We start from the raw sequence: 22,609 nt of genomic DNA, 5'->3' as shown, positions 1-22,609 counted from the left end.
CGCAAATCAGCGGCGATGACAAGGGTGCCGTGACGGAAGGCGATGGCAATGTGGTCCTTGAAGATACGGGCACGCTGACGTCTGTCGATGTGGATGGTAACAACGCGAGCGACACCTTTAAAACTGAGGTAACACCCAACAACCACCCAAGTGAAGGGGCGCCACTGGGCAGCCTGACCATCACTGAAGGCGGTGAGTGGACGTACAACGTTGACAACAGCAAAGTGGAATACTTAGGTGAAGGTCAGACTCGCGTTGAGACCTTCACAGTGCAGTCTGAAGACGGCACGCCGCACACGGTCGAAATCACCATTACGGGCACCAATGACGCCGCGCAAATCAGCGGCGATGACAAAGGTGCCGTGACGGAAGGTGATGGCAACGAGATCCTTGAAGATACGGGCACGCTGACGTCTGTCGATGTGGATGGTAACAACGCGAACGACACCTTTAAAACTGACGTGACGGTGGTGAATCACCCGACGGAAGGGGCGCCACTGGGCAGCCTGACCATCACTGAAGGCGGTGAGTGGACGTACAACGTTGACAACAGCAAAGTGGAATACTTAGGTGAAGGTCAGACTCGTGTTGAGACCTTCACGGTGCAGTCTGAAGACGGCACGCCGCACACTGTCGAAATCACCATTACGGGCACCAATGATGCGCCAGAGTTTATCAGTGGTAGCAACGACAGTCATGGGCGTGATTCGCAAGGCAAAGTAGATGCGGATAGCTATCAGTTTAGTGTTGATGAAAACACCCCTACTGGTGTCATTGGTAAGGTTGAAGCATTCGATATTGACCAAAATAGCCAAGTGACCTATCACCTGACTAATCACACTGACTTGTTTGAGATAGATGCAGCTACTGGTGAAATCAGTGTTAAGAATGGTGTTACGTTTGACCATGAAACAATCGACAGTTACCAACTTGAGGTAGAAGCTCGTGACCAGTTTAATGGAACAGATACAGCTCAAGTTAAAGTCCTTGTAAACGATCTTAATGAAGCGCCTATCGCTGAAGATGATAAAGGCATTGAAAAGACCACTAAGACACTGGATCAGAACAATTGGGATGACAGTGCTGACATTAGTGTTGATTACTATGTGATTGATACTGCTACAGGAAACAAAGTCGCTGATGCGTCCAAATCTGATTATACCGGTGACGGAGATCATAAGTACGGTGTGAGTTCATCACTCGACAATGGTTCAGGCCGAGACCAAGTCCAAAATGGACAGATAGGTTACGATGATGCTACTGGTCAGAGCGAAGCAATGCGTTTTTCATTTGCCAATGGACAAGTGTCTGATCACGCTGAAGTGGAGGTGAAAAACCTTTGGACTGACACCAAAAATGGTAGTTGGGAGCCTGGTATTGAACGTGGTGTCTGGAAGGCCTACTACAAAGGCGAGTTGGTTGCGACTGGTGTCTTTGAAGGTACTCGCGGAGGTAGCCAAGTCGTTAGCATTGACGCAGATGGTCGCTACTTTGACAGTATTGAGATGTCGACCACCAGCTACAAAGACGGTGTTGTTGATCCAAAAGGGTCTGAGTATTTTGTAACTCAAGTTACCGCTGATCTGACTACTTTTGACGATAGCTACCAAACAAATGGCTCAGGTACTTTAGAGCTAGATGTTTTGGCAAATGATCATGATCCGGATGGCGATGATTTGACTATCGTCGATTATCCAAAAGAAGACTTCTTAACTCTTAAAGACGGTAAGTTGGTCTTTGACGCAGCGAAGTATCTTGAATCTTTGCCTGCCGATGAACGTATTATCAAGACTGGTGAAGTGAAGGAATACACCTTTGAGTACACCATTGAAGATGAGGACGGTTTAAAAGATACGGCTGAAGTTACAGTGAACGTAATGGGTGAGCCAATGTCTTTAAATGATGCTCGCGCTGAGCTAAATGAGTCTGAAATTGGTACAGAGACAGGGGGACACGCCGAAGGAGATTTGGTAGCAGACCTTGGTTCTGCAACAGAGGCGGACTACCATTTTTCAGCAGAACAAAATTTGGATGGTTTCACCAGTGGTGGTCAGTCAGTTTCGTTTGAAGTGAGTGCAGACCAAAGTACTCTAACTGGATATACAGGAACTGGCTCAGATCGCGTTAAAGTGCTTGAAGCAACGATCGATGGTAACACGGGCCACTATTCCGTTGTTCAGCATTCTGCTTTGGATCATGCTGAGCAAGGTGCTGACAAACTGGACATTTCGGTAAAAGTCGAGGTGAATGCAGGAGGTCAATCTGAGAATGCCACACTGCACATAGATGTTACCGATTCGGTGCCTATTTCAAATTCTGCTCACCACGTTATCAATGACGTCGCGCTACAAAGCAACACTGTAGTAATTGCGCTTGATGCTTCACAGTCGATGAGTAACCAAGTACTTGATGCTGACGGTCACTTGGTGACACGCTGGGAACTGGCAAGAGACTCCATCACTGCAATGTTTGAAAAGTATCAGGATGTCGGCGATGTCCAATTCAAAATTGCCGCACATAGTGGTTTGCCTGATGGACAGATTTCTGGTTGGCTAAGTTCAGTAGGAGACATTCGTCAGTTCTTCTTTGATGTTCAGCCATCGGCTTGGACACCTTATAGCCAAGCGATAGATCAGGTACATGAAGTACTTACAGACCCAGCGAGTCAGGTATTGTTCAGTAGTACCAATACGCAGTTGTACTTTATTTCTGATGGTGTCACGACAGACTTCAATGGTTGGACAAATCAATCTGGTAGCTATGAGATCAAGGCTCGGGAGAGTCTAATGAAATGGAGTAGTGAAGATGATTTTTCCAGCCCAGAGCGATACCAGCAAGTTAGAGATGGTTTGGTAGAACCAACAACGGCTGAAGAAAAAATGATCCTCGAAAATGCTATGGAGAAGAGCATCGAAACGAGTGGACAAGCGATTGACAATATTTGGTCAGTTGGTATTGGGGCTGGTGCCGATCTGAAGTATTTGGAGCCGATAGCGACCGATAATGGCACGGCTATTGTTGTGGTTGATGACGCACAGATAGAAGAACTACTGATCAAAACGGTTTCTGGTCAATTGCAGAGTGACTTGATTAGCCATCAAGGGGGCGAAGAACAGTGGGTAGACACGATAGTCGTCGAAGGAGATACCTACCATTTCGACAAGCTATCCGGTGAAGTGACCAAGAGTGTGGCTGGTCATGAAGAAACAGTATCCGAGAGTCCTTTAGTTAAAATTGACACGACTCATGGTCACCTTACTATTAACTTTGAAAATGGACGTTATGATTACAAAGCGAACAATGTCGATGGTCATCAACAAGACAAGTTTACCGCTAGAGTCATAGATGCAGACGGTGATGTTGTGGAGAGCCGCATTACTATCGATGTTCAAGATACCTCGCAGCCTGATACGTCACGCAACTTAATTCAAGGTGATGGCCAAGCCAATACTTTGGATGGAACAGATGGCCATGATGCACTAGTCGGACGTGAAGGTGCTGATACACTGAATGGTGGTCTGGGCGATGATATCCTTATCGGAGGTCAAGATAATGATGTGCTTATTGGTGGTTTAGGCAGTGACATCTTAACGGGTGGGGCAGGAAATGATGTGTTTAGTTTTTCTGCTGAATCACTAAGTTTGACACCTGAGCAAGATATCATCAAAGATTTCCACCTTAATGAAGACAAACTCGATCTGACAGATGTTTTGGCACCGCAAGGTGATGATGTTAAGGATATGGAAAATCTGCTAAATCATCTGACGGCTAGCTTCGATGCAGACAAAGAGACATTAAATATTGACCTAACGGCAGACGATGGAAAGTCAGTATCAATTGCGCTTGAGCAGTTTGATATGTCAGGCTTGGATCTATCGGTATCGGCGAGTTCAAATGAAATTGTTGAACAGCTATTTCAGCATCAGGCCTTTAAAGTGGACTAGCGAAAAAAGATTAAGGGGGCAGATTGAGCCCCCTTATTTTTGTGCTACTTTTTAGCATTATTGCAAATTGATGTATAATTCCACATGTAAATTAAGGTTAATGTGCGACGCTGCAACGGCTACAGTGCGTTGAGTTATAAGTAAAAGGCGATAGCGAATGAAGTCATTTGAGTGGGATGCGTGTTATGAAACAGGTCTTAATGATGTCGATGAGCAGCATCAATACTTAGTTGAAATCATTAATCGTTATGGAGAACTAATCACTCGCAATAGCATTTCCGTCGAAGACATCAGAATGGCGTTATATGAGCTTTCTCGCTATGCCGAGTTTCACTTCAAGGAAGAAGAAAATCTAATGCGTAGTGTTGGCCTGTACGAAGCCCACATTGAAGAGCATGTTAAAGTGCATCGTGCGTTTATGACCGACATTTTGAGCATGCAGTCGTTTATCAATGATGGCAACCAGAAGACTTCGGAACAACTGCTTAACTTTCTAATTCACTGGCTCGCTTATCATATTCTTGGTATTGACCAAAATATGTCGCGGCAAGTACAGAAGATCAAATTAGGGCTTGACCCAAAGGTGGCTTGGGAGAACGAAGAGAAGCAGCAAGATTGCTCCACAGAGCCACTTCTGAAAGCGTTGAATGGACTGTTTGAACAAGTCTCTGAACACAATAAAACGCTTGTCGAACTCAACCAGCATCTTGAAGATAAAGTTGAAGAAAGAACGAAGCAGCTTTCCCAAGCAAACAAGCAGCTAGAAGAGTTGTCACTGACGGACTCTTTAACTCAATTGCCTAATAGGCGCTGTGCAATCCGAAAGTTGAAAGCTTATTGGCAAGAATCGACTCAAGATCGAGAGCCTCTCACTTGTATCATGATCGATGTTGATTACTTTAAGCAAGTTAACGACAGTGCCGGCCATGATGCAGGAGACAGACTGTTAACCGAGCTTGCTCAAGCGCTTGCTGACTCTTTTAGAAGTGATGATCTTGTCTGCCGATTGGGTGGCGATGAGTTCTTTGTTATTTGTCCAAATACTAATGCGGAAGGCGGTGTGCATATCGCAGAGCTGACACGTCACATAGTGAATCAAATGCTTGTCCCTGCGGGCGAGAATGTTTGGCGTGGTAGTATCAGTGTCGGAGTTGCGGAGCGAACAACTGACATGCTCGACTATAACGACCTAATTAAAGCTGCTGATAAAGCCGTATACGATGCAAAATCAAAAGGCAGGAATCAGGTCAGCGCTTTTAAGGCTGAAAGCGCTGTTTAATAAGTCTGTAACACTCTTGGCGAAACCAACGGTGTTCTGGGTCTTTATGGTGTCGTTCGTGCCATAGTAGGTAATAGTGATGCTCCGGTAACTCGAAAGGCAATGGCAGTGTTTTCAAGGAATGCTGGCAACACAAAGCATCAGCAATATGGCTAGGAACTGTCATTAGATAAGAGGTTTCTGCCAGCAATTGCGCTGCACTATCTAGGTTGGGCATTACTGCGGCAATCCTTCTTTGGTGCTCACGTTTTTTAAACACACCATCTACTTCACGTGTTTTGTCACTTAAGCCACTTACTTGAATATGCTTGGCCGTAAAGTACTCTTGTAAAGATATCTCTGACCGTCCGTGCCAATGTAGTCCAGCACTGAGTACCACATAATGGTCACTGGCGATACGTTTTCCATGAATATGGTTTGGAACATCTACCGCCATAGTTGCAACTAAATCAAGGGAACTTGTTGCGATGGCTTCTAACTGTCCATCATCTAAGATCGACCCTTGTATTGAGGCGTTTGGACAAGTTGAAGAGAGCAACTTGGCGATCTCAGGCAACGCGGTAGCTGAGATAAATGAGTCGAATGCAATATGAAATCGTCGCTGAATTTCTTCAAGCTCAAAATCTGAGCGTTGATAGAGCGCATCCATATCCCTGAGTAAACTAGGAATAGTTTGCTTTAGTTCTCGCGCTCTATTGGTCAGTACAAACTCCTTCCCGTCGCGAACTAACATGGGATCACCAAAAGCATCCCGTATCTGACCGAGTGTTCGACTCATGGCAGGTTGAGTAACGTGGAGCAACTTGGCTGCTTCAGTGAGACTTTGCGTTTGAAGCAAGGCATTTAAAGCAGGCAGGAGTTTGTAGTTATTCATGTCATTACAGCTCTTTTAGCATCCAGACATCGCAGCTATTGTGCTCGGTACCTTCGAGCGGCTGAGATAAGTGTTCAAAACCAAATGCTTCATACATTCTAACTGCGGCATTCATATTTGACAGGGTGTCGAGATAACATGACTTAAACCCGTGCTTTATGGCGAAGTCAAGGCATTCCGATACTAGCTTACGGCCTAAACCCAGCCCTCTGCTTTCGGGAAGAAGGAAGAGTTTCTTTAGCTCACAGATCTCCTCGCTATTGGAGAAAGGTGCAAGACCACATCCGCCAACAATCTTTCCGTTGAGTAGAGCTACCAAATAAAGTGAGCGGTTATCAAGAGTATAAGACTGGCTCATATGACTGACTTCGGCATCTGAAGGGCCGTATCCTTCTCCTACAGCCCCAAACTCTGCACCCACCGCATGAATGATTTGGCAGATTGTTGGATCGTGTTCAGCAAGAATTGGTGTGATTGTCAGTTTCATAATGACCTCGTTGATTTGTTTAATGCGTTTACAGCCAATGTATCGATTGAGGTTGATAATTTAAAATTATTTTTAATCATATTAAATATAACAAAAACTGATGCGCTTGCGGTAAGTATCTTGGTGAACTCCCCATTTAGATGATTGAGAAGTGTCCAATAGACGATTCTACGGATATTTCAGTTTGGCTTTGAACCTGGCTTTCGTTACTATGTACAGCTACTTGAAAATACCGAAATTCCCTTGCGGGAAACCTTATGGACACTACCAAAAGGTAGATGAGGAAACGATGCAACATCTAGAAGAGATCATTGCTAACGCGAACGCAGCTATTGAAGCCGCGGATTCGTTAGTTGCACTTGATGAAGTGCGTGTTCAGTATCTAGGCAAAAAAGGTGAGCTAACGGCTCAGCTTCAAAGCTTAGGTAAACTACCACCAGAAGAGCGCCGTGAAGCTGGTCAAGAGATCAACAAAGCCAAAGGCGTTGTTCAACAAGCTATCGCAGCTCGTAAAGATGCACTACAACGTGCAGAGCTAGAAGCGAAGCTTGCAGCAGAAACAATCGACGTTACTCTACCAGGTCGTCGTATTGAGAACGGTGGTCTACACCCTGTGACTCGCACTGTTGAGCGTATTGAACAGTTTTTTGGTGAGCTAGGCTTTAACACGGAGTCTGGTCCTGAGATTGAAGATGCATTCCACAACTTTGATGCACTAAACATCGCAGAAGATCACCCAGCGCGTACTGACCACGACACGTTCTTCTTTAATCCAGATCTAATGCTACGTACGCACACGTCTGGCGTTCAGATCCGTACGATGGAAAATGGCAAACCACCATTCCGTTTCATCGCACCGGGCCGTGTTTACCGTAACGACTACGACCAAACGCACACGCCAATGTTCCACCAAGTGGAAGGCATGCTAGTAGACGAGAACGTAAACTTCGCGCAGCTAAAAGGCATCCTGCATGACTTCCTATGTAACTTCTTCGAAGAAGAAGTGGAAGTTCGTTTCCGTCCTTCTTACTTTCCATTCACTGAGCCTTCAGCAGAAGTAGACGTGAAAGGTAAGAACGGCAAATGGCTTGAAGTTCTCGGTTGTGGCATGGTCCACCCTAACGTACTTCGCAGCGTTGGCATCGACCCTGAGAAATACTCTGGCTTCGCATTTGGTATGGGCGTTGAGCGTCTGACTATGCTTCGTTACGGCGTAAACGATCTTCGTGCGTTCTTCGAGAACGACCTTCGTTTCCTAAAACAGTTCAAGTAATCCAGGGGATACATCACTATGAAATTTAGCGAATCTTGGCTTCGTGAGTGGGTAAACCCTGCGGTATCGACTGACGAACTTACACACCAAATCACAATGGCGGGTCTAGAAGTAGACGACGTACTACCTGTTGCTGGTTCTTTCACTGGCGTTAAGGTAGGTAAAGTGGTTGAGTGTGGTCAACACCCAGACGCTGACAAACTACGTGTAACTAAAGTAGATGTTGGCGCTGAAGAACTTCTAGACATCGTTTGTGGCGCATCTAACTGTCGCCTAGGTATCAAAGTTGCTGTCGCAACCGTTGGTGCTGTACTACCAGGCGATTTCAAAATCAAAAAAGCAAAACTACGTGGTCAACCATCACACGGCATGCTGTGTTCATTCTCTGAGCTAGGTATTGACGTAGAATCTGATGGTATCATGGAGCTAGCGGAAGACGCAGTAATCGGCACTGATTTCCGCGAATTCCTAGGTCTTGACGACGTAACAGTAGACGTAGACCTAACAGCTAACCGCGCTGACTGTTTCAGCATCCGCGGTATGGCGCGTGAAGTTGGCGTTCTTAACCGCGCTGACGTAACTGAGCCAGCAGTTAACCCTGTAGCACCAGCGATTGATGACACTGTTTCTATCGAAGTGAAAGCGACAGCTGCGTGTCCACGTTACCTTGGCCGTGTGGTTAAAAACGTAAACGTTCAAGCTGAAACGCCACTTTGGATGCAAGAGAAACTGCGCCGCTGTGGTATCCGCTCTATCGACCCAGTAGTAGACATCACCAACTACGTTCTTCTAGAACAAGGCCAGCCAATGCACGCATTTGATCTTGCTAAGATCGAAGGTGGTATTGTTGTACGTATGGCAGAGCAGGGCGAGAAGCTTACACTTCTAGATGGCAACGAAGCAGAGCTAAACGCAGATACTCTAGTGGTCGCAGACCACAATAAAGCACTTGCTATCGCAGGTATCTTCGGTGGTGAAGAGTCTGGTGTAACGACTGAAACTAAAGACGTGCTACTTGAGTGTGCGTTCTTCGCTCCAGACCACATCCGTGGTCGCGCTCGTAGCTACGGTCTACACACAGATTCTTCAATGCGCTTTGAGCGTGGTGTCGATTACGCACTACAAGTGAATGCAATGGAGCGTGCAACAGATCTTCTAGTTGAAATCTGTGGTGGTGAAGTCGCACCTGTTGTGGTGGTTGAGTCAGAAACTGACCTACCAACACCAAATACAGTAGCGCTTCGCCGCTCTAAATTAGACAACCTACTAGGTCACCACATTGCAGACAGCGATGTTGTTGAGATCCTAGAGCGTTTAGGTCTAACGGTAGAAACTGCTGAAACAGGTTGGACGGCTACTGCACCGACATGGCGTTTTGATATTGCTATCGAGCAAGACCTAATTGAAGAAGTAGGTCGCATCTACGGTTACGATAACATCCCTAACCAAAACCCAGCGGCAGCACTTAAGATGCACGACCACGTTGAAGCGAACATTCCGCTAAAACGCGTCCGTAACCTACTTGTTGACCGTGGTTACCAAGAAGCGATCACTTACAGCTTCGTAGAGCCAGAGCAGCAAAAGCTTGTTGTTCCAGGTGTTGAGCCGCTAATCCTGCCATTCCCAATCTCTGCAGATATGTCAGCAATGCGTCTAGGCCTAATCCAAGGTCTACTAAACACTGTGGTTCACAACCAGAAGCGTCAACAGCCACGCGTTCGTCTATTCGAATACGGCCTACGTTTCATCCCATGTGAGTCTGCTGAAAACGGTATGCGCCAAGAGCCCATGCTTGCAGGTGTTATCGCAGGTACTCGCAGCGAAGAGCACTGGGACATCGAAACCAACACAGTTGATTTCTTTGATCTGAAAGGCGACCTAGAAGCGGTTCTTGAGCTAACAGCAAACGAAAACGCATACTCTTTTGCTGCGCTTTCTGCTGAAGATAAAGCAGCGAACCCAGCACTTCACCCAGGTCAATCTGCAGCAATCATTGTTGATGGCAAGCAGGTAGGTGTGATTGGTACGGTTCACCCAGAACTAGAGCGTAAGTTTGGTCTAAACGGCCGTACTATCGTGTTCGAAGTTGAATGGTCTGCAATCAGCACGAAAGTGATCCCTGAAGCAGTTCAGCTTTCTAAGTTCCCATCAAACCGTCGTGACATCGCGGTAGTTGTTGACGAAGCAGTCGCTTCTGGCGACATCGTTGCAGCGTGTCTAGAGCAAGGTGGTGAGTTCCTGAAAGATGCGAAACTATTCGACGTTTACGTTGGTAAAGGCGTTGAAGAAGGTAAGAAGAGCCTAGCTATCGCGCTAACACTACAATCTGTAGAGCGTACGCTTGAAGATGCAGACATCGCTGGTGCGGTTGACGCTATCGTTGCTCACGTATCTGACAAGTTTGGTGCATCGCTACGCGACTAACCACTTCTGATTAGATAGAAACCCAAAGGCCTCGCAATTGCGAGGCCTTTTTGTGTTAACAATACTATAGCGTTATTTAACTAGGCGAATGTTTGTATTTTAATTTTCAAACGTGTCTATAGACTCTCAGTACGGTATTTCTCATACTCTTCTCTGTAAAGGCCTTCCGATTCATCTTTAAATTGCTGACGTTTTCCAAATAGATCTAGCAATTTTTCGCTTACACTTTTATAAATAATTGCATGAGCTTGGTTTCGAATCTTTTCCTCGTCATAATCCTCTATTGAAAAGTCATCTTCCAGAGATAGGTTTACCAAATGAAGTAGGGCTGTCTTATCGAGTTTATCAACAGGTTCATAGTCGCCATTTTGTGTTAAGTAATAACCTTGGTTATTTTCTATCTTTAATGCTTGCATATCCGCCTCTTCGTTCATTATAAGAGTTCTCACCAGCTTCTAGAGAATTCATTGTTATATCGAAATTATTTATTATTTTTCCATCAACAGAAGTCAAATGTACATTTGATGGATGACCTGAATATCTGCGATAGATGATTTCGCCATCCTCAACTTCTTTAGACGTATAGATTACATAATCAGCATTTATTGATGCACCAACAGTGTTATTATGGGTAACGACGACAACAGGCATTGATTTAGAAAGCTCTTTTAGAATTTGGTTTACCTCACTCTTTAAGAATATGTTATCGAAAGATGATTCGGGCTCGTCTATCAATAAATAGTCGAAGTTTTTTGCGTCTTTAATTTCTTGAAGTAACCTGAACTCGGAACGTTCCCCTCCTGAAACCGTAAAACCATCTTTGTTCAAAATTTCATATTCTATACATGTGAAGTATTTATAAAACTCAGATGGCGTTAAAGCCTCATTGTTTTTTAACTCTAGTAAGTATTTATATGGTGATGAATATTGATCAAATGCATCTTTAAAAGCTGTTTTTACGCCACTAGTACTTTTTACTTCACCAGCACCAGAAAAAGGACGTTGCTTACATACAACTGTAAAATTTTGAATATGCTCTTTCTGTATAACTTTTTCTGTTTGTAATAGCTTTGTTATCTCATTGAACTTACTAACTTTTTGATGTTCTGAGATTACACTATATAAATCGACATCTTTAATTTGTATGGATGATGAACGAAGTTGTAGCTTATTTTTGACGTCTCTTACTATATCGTTAACTGCGCTTCTCTTTTTCCTATCTAAGTTTTTTTTCCAAAAGATTTCTATCAGGTTACAAAGAAGTGCTCTCAGACCAATGAGGTCGACATGTTTATCGATGACAGTTCTATATTCGGTGTTGTCAATGAGTAGTCGAGTTGAGTTAATGAGGTCATAAAGAACTTTGTCATCATTTACATCAAAAAGACTTTCATTAAAGAGTAATGATTTTGAAAACGAATCACGCTTTCCAGCATCGTCCGCTAGTTTCATCAAGCTGTCTAGGTATTCAGATACTTTTCGTCTATTTTGAGCGAGGTCTATATCAATGACATCATCTAGTACACCTTTAAAGGCAGTCAGGTACTTATCTGAGAAGTTACTTTTTTCACGAGCGAGCCCCTGATTAAACTCTCTATCATAGCTAGCGTCATCCCGCTGAACGAGAGAAAACTGGGGTATATATTTCACATTCTCACACTCTTGGTTAATTCGGTTTAAGGTAACTGTTTTACCTGAAGAACGTGAGCCTAAAATGATGTTAAGGCCAGTTGACAAATGCAAGCCATCATCAAAGACTTGAAAAAGTCTATTTCCATCGGTTTCTGATAATGAAACTTTTGTCTTGTCTCTCAAACTGCTCTTAATTGATTTTAACGAAACCTCACCACAATCGATATATGTTTGACGTGGAGGGAAGGTACGAAGACTGTCTTTCAACCTGACATCACTGAAAAGCACTGGTGTCAATTCGGAGTCATCTTTACATAGACGAATAAATTTTTTAGGACTATCCACCTCTCCAGCAGTGATGTAATCACTAAGACAATTAAGGCTTCTCTTTGATAAAGATGGTTTTTTATCATAGTGAGGGATTATCAAATACTTACTAAGGTCACCAAAGATTTCATGCAGTTCATTTGTAGATATAGAGTCACCAATATTCCTGACTTTTTTTGTTACCTCCAAAGTTCTAAGTTGGAAATCCTCCAAATCTTGCTTTTCTGATATAAGAAGAATATGACCATTGTCGAGGTTAATTTCTATTCCTGGAAATACTGCGCAATCTACCGCATTATCAATCTCATAAAACTGTTCTAAGTCGAACATGTCATGGTTTGTTATAGCTATCGCATCCAAGTTGGCTGTAGAAACATACTCACATAATTTGGACAATGAGAATGTAAAATTGGCATCGCTAATCGTAGGGATTGTATGTAAGTGGAGATCAATTTTTTTCACGTTTAACTCCGCATGCTGGGAACTAGATAATGAACTAAATAACTTACTATCACGTTATCGTCTTTCTTTATTAAATGTTGCTCATAATAGCAATTAGTTGAATATCCTGTGTATTAACTTTGATGCGTATGAGTCAATGTTTTGATTTGTGTCAAGTCATCCTGATATCAGAGGAATTGTAGTCATCTATTACATTGAAGACTTCGGCTACTTCCCAATGCTTGAGCAACCACAGCAGTTCAACATAACGTTGATGAAAGCGGTTAAGTCAGTGAAGTAGGGCGGTTGTAACCGTCTGATAGAAATCAAAGGCCTCGCAATTGCGAGGCCTTAGTTTTTACAGGTATAGCCGAGAGGTTAAATACCCATTGGCTTCAACCCGTACCTAACGGTTAGCGAAAGCTTGGAATAATCGCAGGTATCCCTGGCAGAAGCCCAACTAACGCCATCACACTGGTTAGCACCACAAACATAATGCCTGGCAACACCCAGCGGCTCATTTTACTCAGTTCACCGCTACGTTCTTTACAACCTACTAAGCCTAAGTTGTCTAACAGCATAGTGAGCGACCAACCAAATGCAGGGTTTACTAGCGCTGATGAAAACACAACGATTGCGGCTGATTGAGTGGTTTTCCCTTCACGCGTCATCTCCATGCCAGCTTCTAGCAATGGGACGAATACACCAACGATTAGCGCAACACAAAGCACAGGTTGCCAGATAGCTAAATCCATCGGGTAACCCCAAATTGCGGCGATGATGCAAAACAGAGCCGTCAGCAAAGCACCCGCAGGAATAGGGCGTTTAGCAATTGCGGCTGGCACGATGTAAGTCCCCCATGAAGAGGTAAAGTTAGTACCACCAAGCAAAGAACCAAACGTTTGACGAATAGACGCCGTGGTCATGGTGTCGTCAATGTTCATGTGTACTTTTTCGGTACGTTTTGGGTAGCTGATTTTTTGAAAGACCTGATGTCCTAAGAAGTCTGGCGACCACATAGCCACGGCTAAAATAGCAAAAGGTAACACCACCATGAAGTGTTCAATTGTCGGCAGGCCAAGCATCCAACCTGTATTCTCCCCCCACCAATACATAGGGTTCATGTTAGGTAAACCAGGTTCGGTTTGGAAAGAAAACGGTGCGCCCATCGCAAAAGCTAACGTGCCACCCAGCAAGCAGCTAAGAGGCACTGCTAGCCAACGCTTACGGAAATGTTCCAATAACGCGTACAAGATAATGGTACAAAAGATCACGACGAAAGCGATGTGGCTCATACCAATTCCTTCTGCCCAAGCGAATAGCTTTTTGACTTGAGAAACGGTCCCAACAAAGCCTAGGTAGAGCAATAAGCCGCCACACACACCTTTACTGGTGAGATTAGCCAACATGCTGCCACCTTTACTGATGGCCAACAATAAGCCAAACGCGCCAATCAGCAAGCCAAAGGCCATCGGGTGTCCGCCAGCGGCAACAACAATCGGAATTAAAGGGATGAGAGGGCCGTGTGTACCTGCGAGGTTAGCGGTCGGCAATAGAAAGCCAGAGAAAAGAATAATGAAAACTGAAGCGATAAGTAATTCATAACGAACATTTTCTAGAATAAACCCTTCGTTTAGCCCTAGAGCTCCGGCAAAGGTTGCTGCAATAGCACCCACCATTACCACTTTACCAATGGTCGCCGCCATTGCTGGGATGGTGTCTTCAATCTCAAATCGGTAATCTTTAAACGGCAAGTTTGGACGCCAGCGTTTAGGCGACATGATTTGCAATTCGTGCTCTAGATACTGCTCTCGGGACTCAAATTCAGAGCTTGGTTTGTGTTGTTGTTCATAAGTGAGTTCATCCTCATTGGCTTGAGGCTTATCTGTTCTTATATGTTCGGACTCTAAAGTACTGCTCATTTTGATTCCTTTCGTTCACACTCTGAGGTGTGTTGTTCCAACAAACGTAATCATTTAAGTTGTTAGTACCTTAAACCAATCTCAAAAAAACAAATAGTCTCAGTTAGTTAGACATTAGTCGTAGAGTTAGCCTGAAAGTATGAAGAGGCTAGATAATAAGGTAAGAAGAGCTTAGCAATCGCGCTAACGCTGCAATCTGTAGAACGCACACTTGAAGATGCAGACATCGCTGGCGCGGTAGACGCTATCGTTGCTCACGTATCTGAGAAGTTCGGTGCGTCGTTACGCGACTAATCACCTCTGACTAGATAGTAAAAAACCTGCCAACTTCATATGAAAGCGGCAGGTTTTTTATGGCTACTAGTGCGAAATTAATCGTTACTTGGTCTTGGCATCAGGACATAAATCAACGTCAGAATGATAAACATAGCGAAAGTGTATGCCTTCATCTGGCCGTTCCATGAGTTTGCCCACATCGAGAACCACTCAGCGCCAACCACGCCAAAACCGAAATACCACACACCTAAAGCGACTGTTACACCAGATACATAAAAAGCCTGGCCTTTGGAGAACCCGGCCGCTTCACGTTTGAAGAACATAATCACAGCGCCGATTACGCATAAAGCGCCCGCGAGAAATTCAAGTGCGATGATCAGATTGTAAAATACAGTGTGAAGTGTTGAGGAGGTAATCGCACGTCCGTACAGGTTACCACCGGTAAAAAATGCCTTCATTTGGTCCATCGCCAATACGTGTTGTACAAATTGAAAGTTTGTATTGTAGTCAATCACATTGTTATAGCTGACCAGTACGCAGAATACCCCAACATACATCGCGACAACGGCTTTCGAAATATCGAGAACCAAGCTTAATCTCATAGCACAACCTCATTTACAGTTATTGTTTGTTTTGAAATAGTAAATTTGTTCATTCCGATACGTTCACTTCGATTGTATTCGGGAATGGAGTGATCAAACCCATAAGCTGTGGCTGGTGCCATGTACTGAGTGATACCTTCTTTGGTGCAGGTGATATGATCATGGCCATGACCACAAATAACCTCTCTTACACCAGCTTGCTTAAGGATATGGAATATTTTCTGGTCGTTCTCAAGGCAGATAGCTTTCATCCACTCTGATCCGACACGAATTACTGGGTGATGCACAACCACTACCGGGTCTTTGTTTTTTCGGATTTGCCTTTTCAGCTGAGCGATGCCACGATTGTCTATCCTACCGGAGCCAAGTGGATGTTGAGCATTAATAGGCTTCTGGCTTGAGTCGAGGAAGATGAATTCGCGCCCGGCAATCTGACATTGATCTGTTACTTGAATCAACGATCCTTTGAGCTCGTCTTTCATCAAGTCGATGTCGTCATGATTACCTGCAATCGCAAAAACTTGTTTGCTGTTGATGTGATTGGAAACAAACTCAAGCAGCTTCGTATAGTCTCCGGACTTAGGTCCACAACAGATATCACCAGTTAGTAGTATCGTGTCGCAACCCCTATCAGCATTGGCGACATTCAGTGCTTTCTCTAGGTTTTGAAAGCTCGAGTCGTCGCTCAAATGGCAATCGCTAATTTGAAACACAGTACTCATGTTTATTCCTGATCAGGTTAATAAGTAAAAGGGTTGGTCCCAGCAAAATTAGTTGTGCGACCAGTTTTTTAATGCTCGCCCAGAACATAATGTTCATTAGTAAGCTGCTTTCTTTTACGCCCCAGAAAGCAAGGATGAGGAAAAGATTGACGTCAGCAAGGGCAACGATCAGCGTTGCCAGTACAATTCTGATCGCAACGCTTTCAATCTTCAGTGAGTTGAAAAGCACACCAAACAGAAACATCGAGACAAAATAAGCGCATAGTGAAGACAAGTAGATTCGGTAATTGCTGAGGTTATAGATCAAGTCAAAGCTCTGGTTGTACGTCGACTCTGCATTCACACCGGGAAGTATTGCCGCGATGTACATCAAGCTTATAAATGACAAGTAACCAAAGTAAGCGAAGGTAATACACTTGAAGTACACGTCTGGAGAACGTGTGGCCATGATAATCGATGAGAAAAGATAAACAAATGGGTAGGTAAAAAAGCCTGCGGTGAGGTGAATACCAAAGAATTCGACTGCTTTCGCTGCTGCCATGTTTGATGCAGTTAGGAAACAGAGCAGCCCTAGAGTCGCAAGCATGGTTGACTTTTCTAGTACGTTCATTTGTTATTGCTCCATTTGGCGATAGATAGCGACAAAGTTTTCATTGCTGATATTAAGCTGCTGCCGAATTGAAGGTTTCATTAGACTTTTCATCGTGAGAGTTACCGGGATATCTGCTATTTCCATCTCAACCGTTTTTTCGCGAGCATTGACCGAACGAATTCGTTCATCTGAGATAGAGTAACTTTCTTGATGTTTTTTAATGTCATATTTGTCAATGTAGGCGTGTTTGAACATTTCATTATCAATAAATCCGACTAATCCATCAATAAAATAGAGTTTACTTTTCTTCTTTCTGATTTTTAATAGATTAAATTTTAACATTTTTCAGCTGCATTATTGGGCGGTCATTCTCATGAATTATTCTGTTGGTGGAAATGAATACGAATTGGTTCTCGTCTTTCATTACTTTTCTTAAAACAATCTCATTGGACTTAGTTATGCAAATATAGTGATTTTTGTTTTTTAGAGGAGGCGTGAATTGTTCAAAGATCAATTGGCTGCTTTTAGGTAGGCTATCAATGAGGTCATTGTTCTTGATAAAAACCTCAATGCCCTTATGTTTCGATAATTCGATAAGGCTTTCAGTTAGTGCATCAAAGCATTGCTGAACATGAGTATCCGAAGAAAGGTCGGAAAAAGTGATATTGTAGTAGTCACAAATTTTACCAACAGTGTCAATAGTAGGGTTACTGTTTTTTCCTGAGTAAAGGCTATAGAGAGTGCTGTATTTTACTCCCATTTCTTGAGCAAGATATTTTATACCACCAGTAGATTTTTTACTCTCTTTTATGAGTCTTACTATTTCGTTTATCATTTATTTACCAACTATATGTGACTTATGTTGATTTATCGTTTCATTTAAATGAATTTTTTTGATTTATTTAAATGAAACGTGTACTTTTTTATTGTACCCCGAAATCTAAATGTTTTTTTATTATTTATCCAGAGTTAGTTATGTCTGATGTCAGGAATTAATATTCTACCTAGTTTGTAGGGGTTGTTGTTACTCTTGCCGAGTGTTTTGTTATTCTATAATTTTGCCCGATTATATCGGGCACTTTTTGTAGGGATTGTATGTAGGTCTCATATCTTTCAGAGGTTTTGTTTCCTAAGTCAGGGAACTAAATAGTCAACCTATGATCTGAACAGCTAAGTTCATTCAAATATTTAGACCAAAGGCCAAGTATCGCTACAAAGCAACTTCCCGGAAACACTAAAATCAAGCCTTATACGCCAACTGCTAGAAACTAAAATTTCACCTATGTGTCAGCTGTTCACAATTAATTAGAACGATTAAATCATTTTAAAACAATGCCTTAAATAAAAAATAAACATTTCGTGTGCTTGTGTTTTATTAAGTTTGTAGTCATTAACGTAACCCGTTGCCTAATATGGCCCTGCCTTGCTTCTGGAGTGTAACTGCTCGTTCTATCAAGGCAGTACAAATAGACATATTTTGATTTAATAAGAGATACATCCATGAAAAAAGTAACAGTTCTAACTTCAGCCATCACTTCGTTATTACTAGTATCACCAGCAACATTCGCTAAGACTTATGTGGGTTTAGAGCTGGGTGGAGGTAAGTTTTCAACTTCAATGACTAGTCAGAATCTAGATCAAGAAGCAACGGATGACTATAGCAAAATGGTTAACGAGATGGATTCTGCGGGTTACATTCGTTTACAGGCAGGTCAATATCTAAACCAAAACGTACGAGTTTACGGCTATGTTCAGCGTGACGCCGATAACAAAGTGGAATTTAGCGAATTCGATCTTGATGACGGTGTTGTTGAAAAAAACGATCTAGAACGCAACAGCTATCAATTAGGCTTGGGAGCGGATTACATGTACTTCTTGACTAACGATTGGTTTGTTGTTGGTGGTGGTACGTTAGGTTACTACAACAGCAAACTAAAACTGACTGAGTTTGAAGATGGTGCTCAAACTGGCTCAATTGAGAGCAAGAAAAGCGGACTTTCAGCGGGCTTAAACCTGGGTACGGGCTACAACTTCACTGAAAGCTTTACAGCGGAAGTTGGCCTTCGTCATACTCAACTATTTGGCAATGAACATAAGCTAGGTTCTGACGAAGGTGGCTCAATCACAGCGAAGTTTGATAGCTCTACTCAGTTCTACATTAACGCTTCCTACAGCTTCTAATCAAAACAACGTCAGTTGGCTTAAAACTAAAAAACTATTATAGCGAATAGCGCGGTCATTATGACCGTGCTTTTGTTTGTTATAAATCTACAAAGTTTCTGAAACAAGTAGACTCCAACCCATGATCGGCCATGTTAGCCGCAAATCTAAAACTTCACTGAGGTTCTGGTTGGTGAAAAAGCTCAGTTCCCACTAAGGTGGAGCCTTGTATCACAGTTTCTGCCACGATTCGAACAAGGCAGACTCTAGATAAACATGTACCTATTTCACTTGAATGTCGTTACATCAGCAATCATCTGCTGCAACACAAATGATACTGTCCCCTTGAAAAGCCAACCCGCATGTATCCATAGAGCAGTGCCTGTATACCCGAATCAACATAAGATCTTATTCGCTCTATTTTCTAACAATCACTGTGGCGCAGTCTTCTTGTTGCGAGATCAGGTGCAACTGCCTATAAGACATTTGCCTTGTGAATGCTCTTCTTGTGTTCAATTCAGATTATTGAGGGTGACAGGGATGTGTTTGATGGTTTATTCCATAGGGTCATGACAGTTTCTAAGTGTGAAAAAAACTAAAAGTAATCAGTTTAAATCCTTTTAAAACAACTGCATAAACATAAAGGTATGTATTGTTTGATAACGATTGGAAACGTTTTTTGTATTAACCACTCATCGCTAATAAATTCGGCCTCAACAAACAGGGATGGGCGATAAACAGCGCCAATGCTTACAGGCCCCCCCAGAGATTTCAAAAACATATTTAGAATCTGAAAGGTAGAACATGATGAAAAAAACAGCAGTAGCAGTGTCAGTTATGGCATCTCTATTAGTTGGTTGTGGCGGCGGCTCAGGTGGTGGTAGTGCACCAGATGCTAAAGGCAATGAAGGTAAGGGTAACGAAGCAAAAGTGGTTTACCCGCAAGGCATTTATATAGCGACTATGGGTAACGGAGATTCTGCGGATTTAAAACGCGTTGTAGGTAAACCTGAATACATGGGTATAGCATTTGGGGTTCACCAAGGTTCGGAACAAGATTTTAGGTCCAGTATGGTGGGCGTAGATGCTAGTGGTCACACTCGATTAGTGAGCTCTATGGGAGAGTATGATTCTAGTACTGTACCTCAATATATCGCCATCAATGTATCTGATGAAGGCTTTATCGGGAATATGAAAGATTCGTTCGGAAACTGGTTCTGGGGCAATTGGAGGTTTGATCTACCTGCTGCACAAAAAGCTCAGATAGATGCTATGACGGTTAATGACTACTCATTCAACACTATCGGAACAGGATTCAAATTAGTATCTAATGATTTTAATGTTGTTGATTTAGACATCCTATATCAGCCAATTGAAGCAAAAAGCATTACTAGTCTAATCGATACGCTGCCTAACTCAGAATGGAGCCATATTGGTGAGTATTCTAGTGATAAAACATACAATAGTTATAAGTTCACACGAAAAGCCAGTGGAGAACTTGAAGTAACGGCGGCTATTTCTGATGGTGGTACTGAACATTGCCAAACCAAAACAGCGATACTAGACACTGTTTATAATAATCAAGTAATGTACTTTGAATCAGAATTGGTTGACGCTAACGCATGTGAAGCGTATCTAAACTTGCAACCGAGTAATAAATTTAAACCATATAACGGTACTCATCAGATAATTATTGGTTTTGTTGAAGGTAACGGCAATGACCAAATGGCAGTTTATCACGGAGCTGATTATCTGGAAGACACCGCCACAGGGGTGATAGAGGCTCATCGCTCAATTGGGGGAGCCGGTTTGTTTATCCGAAACTAACCCCTCTTTTAGCTAAACTACGATATTTCATGGTTTAACTAGCCGTTGATATTGCCAAAGATGCAATGCAGTTGAGATATGTAAGGTAATTGGTATAATTTTTGACACTCCAATGAATTACATATTGACAGTCATGTCGTTTGTAAACATTTCTGATGTTACGAATGGTTGAATGACTGCTTGAGGCTCATTGCATCGATGCATGATATTTTAAGCGAAGCAAAGCTCCAACAACGCCAGATTTTAATCGACTCCCTTGTTTATGATCCCGTCTCGAAGCGGTTGAAGAACCAAGGGATCGAAATCAAGCTAGAACCTCGCACTATAGAAATTCTAGAAGTGCTTTTAAGTAGTGTCGGCGAGCCCGTTGCCGCTGAGCAGATCATTGAAGCGGTGTGGCAGAGCAACTTCATCTCTAAAACCGTTTTAACAAACAGAATCAGCACCTTGAGAACACTGCTCAAACAACACTTACCTGAAACAGATATCAGCAAACTATTGGTCACTTACCCTAAAAAAGGTTACTACTTTAGTGCTGATAAAATCTTGTTGCTCGAAGAAAGTGGCGAGGATGACGCCGATGTACCGGAACATAAGACTAAGTTGGGTAGCAATTTCGGCCTTCATGCCACCTATTTAGTTTTGATCGCATGTATATCTATCGGAGTGCTGCTATTTAAACCTCCATGGATGTCAGAACAGGAAGACGACCCACAACAGCAGGCTAATATCACTATTCCAGTGGTTGAAATATTGCTTAATAAAGTAATAGCTAAAGGCCAAAGTGCGACTGCGTTTCGTAAGGAAGTTAAAACTTTATTACTTGCACAGCAGGTGGCTTACCCATATACCGATGTCGCCAATCAGGATTCTCCGACCTATTTTCTCGCACCATTAGACGATGACCGATATTGGCCCGGGGCGAAACATTCATTATTTAGTGATTACAAACTGAATATTAGGTTGAGTGAGTTAGCCCAGAAAGACATGCTGCACGTGATCGTTGAGTTGCTTTATACCAACAGCAACAAAATGGCTTTCAAAGCTGAATACGATATGAGTACCAATAACCTAGCAAATGAGCTGATTAAAGTTGGCAATGACATCGCGGGTTATTTTAGTTTACCAGCTTTAACTCGGACTAGCGTTGACGGTATTCAGCCGATGCTAAAACTTAGCCCTCAAGAAGTGACTGAATACCTCTTGGCGAAGAACAAAATTAATGATTTGGAAGTAGGATACTTATCTCGCCAACTGATTTCGTCCCCCGAAGTGGATAACAAAACACTTGATGCGTGGATAAACCTGATTGATAGAAGTTTTCGCTACAATAGTGAAGAAACTAAAATTTGGCTGGGGTTGCTCTATTTTAGGTTGGGTGATAGCGATGCTGCTTATGACTACCTCAATCGTACTTTGATAAATGATCAAGTAGAAAATGCGTTTTTGTATCTATTGTTATCGAAGATGGCTCTAGAGCGTGAAAGAAGTGATGAGTTTAGAATCCATTATCTAAAGTCGATGGTAGCACTCAGCACTGCGATTCCGTCGGAAGAAATATTCAAGCGTCTATCAGAGCCAGAGACGAGCACATCATGCTTATCTCCATGGTTGTCATTATCGTTCGATGCTGGCAAGGAAGAGAAAGTGAAACCATGGGTCGAAGTGTTTGATGGTTACTGCCAACACGCCTCTAAATACTTAATCAGTAACTAATTGGCGCTTTATTTTCTTCAGGCTTTTAGGTCGTTAAGCTCAACGTTTACGGTGAGAAAACGAGCATAAAAAAACTTGTCTTCACTCTGATACCAACAAGCTGGCATTGCG

17 protein-coding genes and 2 pseudogenes are annotated in these 22,609 nt (G+C 42.9%); 9 read left to right on the top strand and 10 right to left on the bottom strand.

What is annotated here, in order from left to right; translation table 11 throughout:
* Together ZX61_RS00220 and ZX61_RS00215 are read left to right on the top strand one after the other, a co-directional pair.
* A partial coding sequence (locus tag ZX61_RS00220) for a VCBS domain-containing protein (RefSeq protein ID WP_150114944.1) occupies nucleotides 1-3,944 on the top strand: 3,944 nt, incomplete at its 5' end.
* Between the two features lie 157 nt (nucleotides 3,945-4,101).
* Entirely contained in the window at nucleotides 4,102-5,223 is a 1,122-nt protein-coding gene (locus tag ZX61_RS00215) for a GGDEF domain-containing protein (RefSeq protein ID WP_049842739.1), read from the top strand.
* On the opposite strand, the gene ZX61_RS00210 is transcribed toward ZX61_RS00215, so the two are convergent.
* Together ZX61_RS00210 and ZX61_RS00205 are read right to left on the bottom strand one after the other, a co-directional pair.
* Nucleotides 5,201-6,097, bottom strand: coding sequence for a LysR family transcriptional regulator (locus tag ZX61_RS00210; RefSeq protein WP_049842738.1), 897 nt, complete (start codon nucleotides 6,095-6,097; stop codon nucleotides 5,201-5,203). The two genes, ZX61_RS00215 and ZX61_RS00210, sit on opposite strands and share 23 nt — an antisense overlap.
* A gap of 4 nt (nucleotides 6,098-6,101) precedes the next feature.
* Nucleotides 6,102-6,584, bottom strand: coding sequence for a GNAT family N-acetyltransferase (locus ZX61_RS00205; protein WP_049842737.1), 483 nt, complete (start codon nucleotides 6,582-6,584; stop codon nucleotides 6,102-6,104).
* A gap of 289 nt (nucleotides 6,585-6,873) precedes the next feature.
* On the opposite strand from ZX61_RS00205, the gene pheS reads away from it, so the two are divergent.
* Entirely contained in the window at nucleotides 6,874-7,857 is a 984-nt protein-coding gene (pheS, locus tag ZX61_RS00200) for a phenylalanine--tRNA ligase subunit alpha (RefSeq protein ID WP_004413586.1), read from the top strand.
* Between the two features lie 18 nt (nucleotides 7,858-7,875).
* A complete protein-coding gene (gene pheT / locus ZX61_RS00195) occupies nucleotides 7,876-10,281 on the top strand; it encodes a phenylalanine--tRNA ligase subunit beta (protein WP_049842736.1) in 2,406 nt (801 codons plus the stop codon).
* Between the two features lie 116 nt (nucleotides 10,282-10,397).
* Here the strand turns inward: pheT and ZX61_RS00190 are convergent, their stop codons facing one another.
* Both ZX61_RS00190 and ZX61_RS00185 read right to left on the bottom strand, forming a co-directional pair.
* Nucleotides 10,398-10,697, bottom strand: a complete 300-nt coding sequence (locus tag ZX61_RS00190) for a hypothetical protein (RefSeq protein WP_049842735.1) — start codon at nucleotides 10,695-10,697, stop codon at nucleotides 10,398-10,400.
* Nucleotides 10,672-12,702 carry a PHP domain-containing protein gene (locus ZX61_RS00185; RefSeq protein ID WP_049842734.1) on the bottom strand — a complete coding sequence of 677 codons (2,031 nt, stop codon included), beginning with the start codon at nucleotides 12,700-12,702 and terminating at the stop codon, nucleotides 10,672-10,674. The genes ZX61_RS00190 and ZX61_RS00185 overlap by 26 nt, the downstream gene beginning before the upstream one ends.
* A gap of 184 nt (nucleotides 12,703-12,886) precedes the next feature.
* On the opposite strand from ZX61_RS00185, the pseudogene ZX61_RS24425 reads away from it, so the two are divergent.
* A pseudogene (locus tag ZX61_RS24425) lies at nucleotides 12,887-12,982 on the top strand (alpha/beta fold hydrolase); the annotation flags it as partial.
* Nucleotides 12,983-13,094: 112 nt separating this feature from the next.
* Here the strand turns inward: ZX61_RS24425 and ZX61_RS00180 are convergent.
* On the bottom strand, nucleotides 13,095-14,603 hold the full coding sequence (locus ZX61_RS00180; protein WP_049842733.1) for a DUF3360 domain-containing protein: 1,509 nt from the start codon (nucleotides 14,601-14,603) through the stop codon (nucleotides 13,095-13,097).
* 159 nt (nucleotides 14,604-14,762) lie between these two features.
* On the opposite strand from ZX61_RS00180, the pseudogene ZX61_RS23490 reads away from it, so the two are divergent.
* A pseudogene (locus ZX61_RS23490) lies at nucleotides 14,763-14,897 on the top strand (hypothetical protein); the annotation flags it as partial.
* 77 nt (nucleotides 14,898-14,974) lie between these two features.
* Here the strand turns inward: ZX61_RS23490 and ZX61_RS00175 are convergent.
* From ZX61_RS00175 to ZX61_RS00155, 5 genes are all read right to left on the bottom strand, one after another.
* Nucleotides 14,975-15,481, bottom strand: a complete 507-nt coding sequence (locus ZX61_RS00175) for a DUF2165 family protein (protein ID WP_049842732.1) — start codon at nucleotides 15,479-15,481, stop codon at nucleotides 14,975-14,977.
* Nucleotides 15,478-16,203 carry a metallophosphoesterase family protein gene (locus ZX61_RS00170; RefSeq protein ID WP_049842731.1) on the bottom strand — a complete coding sequence of 242 codons (726 nt, stop codon included), beginning with the start codon at nucleotides 16,201-16,203 and terminating at the stop codon, nucleotides 15,478-15,480. Before ZX61_RS00170 ends, ZX61_RS00175 begins: the two co-directional genes overlap by 4 nt.
* Nucleotides 16,181-16,813 (bottom strand): queuosine precursor transporter, encoded by a 633-nt coding sequence (locus ZX61_RS00165; RefSeq protein ID WP_049842730.1) that lies wholly within the window; start codon nucleotides 16,811-16,813, stop codon nucleotides 16,181-16,183. The genes ZX61_RS00170 and ZX61_RS00165 overlap by 23 nt, the downstream gene beginning before the upstream one ends.
* Before the next feature lie 3 nt (nucleotides 16,814-16,816).
* A complete protein-coding gene (locus ZX61_RS00160; protein ID WP_150114943.1) occupies nucleotides 16,817-17,050 on the bottom strand; it encodes a hypothetical protein in 234 nt (77 codons plus the stop codon).
* A 73-nt stretch (nucleotides 17,051-17,123) separates the two neighbouring features.
* Nucleotides 17,124-17,630, bottom strand: a complete 507-nt coding sequence (locus ZX61_RS00155; protein ID WP_049842728.1) for a helix-turn-helix domain-containing protein — start codon at nucleotides 17,628-17,630, stop codon at nucleotides 17,124-17,126.
* 665 nt (nucleotides 17,631-18,295) lie between these two features.
* Here ZX61_RS00155 and ZX61_RS00150 point away from each other — a divergent pair.
* From ZX61_RS00150 to ZX61_RS00140, 3 genes are all read left to right on the top strand, one after another.
* On the top strand, nucleotides 18,296-18,976 hold the full coding sequence (locus ZX61_RS00150) for an outer membrane beta-barrel protein (RefSeq protein ID WP_049842727.1): 681 nt from the start codon (nucleotides 18,296-18,298) through the stop codon (nucleotides 18,974-18,976).
* A gap of 786 nt (nucleotides 18,977-19,762) precedes the next feature.
* Nucleotides 19,763-20,782: a hypothetical protein gene (locus ZX61_RS00145; RefSeq protein WP_049842726.1), complete on the top strand. Its 1,020-nt coding sequence runs from the start codon at nucleotides 19,763-19,765 to the stop codon at nucleotides 20,780-20,782.
* A 198-nt stretch (nucleotides 20,783-20,980) separates the two neighbouring features.
* On the top strand, nucleotides 20,981-22,498 hold the full coding sequence (locus tag ZX61_RS00140; RefSeq protein WP_049842725.1) for a winged helix-turn-helix domain-containing protein: 1,518 nt from the start codon (nucleotides 20,981-20,983) through the stop codon (nucleotides 22,496-22,498).
* Nucleotides 22,499-22,609: the final 111 nt, after the last annotated feature.

Source organism: Vibrio sp. VPAP30 (genome assembly GCF_001188205.1).
Lineage (GTDB): Bacteria > Pseudomonadota > Gammaproteobacteria > Enterobacterales > Vibrionaceae > Vibrio > Vibrio bivalvicida.
This window is presented reverse-complemented; position numbering and strand designations above follow the sequence as displayed.

Coding starts and splice junctions, on each gene's coding strand:
- ZX61_RS00190 (WP_049842735.1), bottom strand. CDS start 10,697: ATGCAAGCATTAAAGATAGAAAATAACCAAGGTTATTACTTAACACAA.
- ZX61_RS00210 (WP_049842738.1), bottom strand. CDS start 6,097: ATGAATAACTACAAACTCCTGCCTGCTTTAAATGCCTTGCTTCAAACG.
- ZX61_RS00160 (WP_150114943.1), bottom strand. CDS start 17,050: ATGTTCAAACACGCCTACATTGACAAATATGACATTAAAAAACATCAA.
- ZX61_RS00215 (WP_049842739.1), top strand. CDS start 4,102: ATGAAGTCATTTGAGTGGGATGCGTGTTATGAAACAGGTCTTAATGAT.
- ZX61_RS00150 (WP_049842727.1), top strand. CDS start 18,296: ATGAAAAAAGTAACAGTTCTAACTTCAGCCATCACTTCGTTATTACTA.
- ZX61_RS00165 (WP_049842730.1), bottom strand. CDS start 16,813: ATGAACGTACTAGAAAAGTCAACCATGCTTGCGACTCTAGGGCTGCTC.
- pheT (WP_049842736.1), top strand. CDS start 7,876: ATGAAATTTAGCGAATCTTGGCTTCGTGAGTGGGTAAACCCTGCGGTA.
- ZX61_RS00170 (WP_049842731.1), bottom strand. CDS start 16,203: ATGAGTACTGTGTTTCAAATTAGCGATTGCCATTTGAGCGACGACTCG.
- ZX61_RS00205 (WP_049842737.1), bottom strand. CDS start 6,584: ATGAAACTGACAATCACACCAATTCTTGCTGAACACGATCCAACAATC.
- ZX61_RS00145 (WP_049842726.1), top strand. CDS start 19,763: ATGAAAAAAACAGCAGTAGCAGTGTCAGTTATGGCATCTCTATTAGTT.
- pheS (WP_004413586.1), top strand. CDS start 6,874: ATGCAACATCTAGAAGAGATCATTGCTAACGCGAACGCAGCTATTGAA.
- ZX61_RS00175 (WP_049842732.1), bottom strand. CDS start 15,481: ATGAGATTAAGCTTGGTTCTCGATATTTCGAAAGCCGTTGTCGCGATG.
- ZX61_RS00180 (WP_049842733.1), bottom strand. CDS start 14,603: ATGAGCAGTACTTTAGAGTCCGAACATATAAGAACAGATAAGCCTCAA.
- ZX61_RS00140 (WP_049842725.1), top strand. CDS start 20,981: ATGCATGATATTTTAAGCGAAGCAAAGCTCCAACAACGCCAGATTTTA.
- ZX61_RS00155 (WP_049842728.1), bottom strand. CDS start 17,630: ATGATAAACGAAATAGTAAGACTCATAAAAGAGAGTAAAAAATCTACT.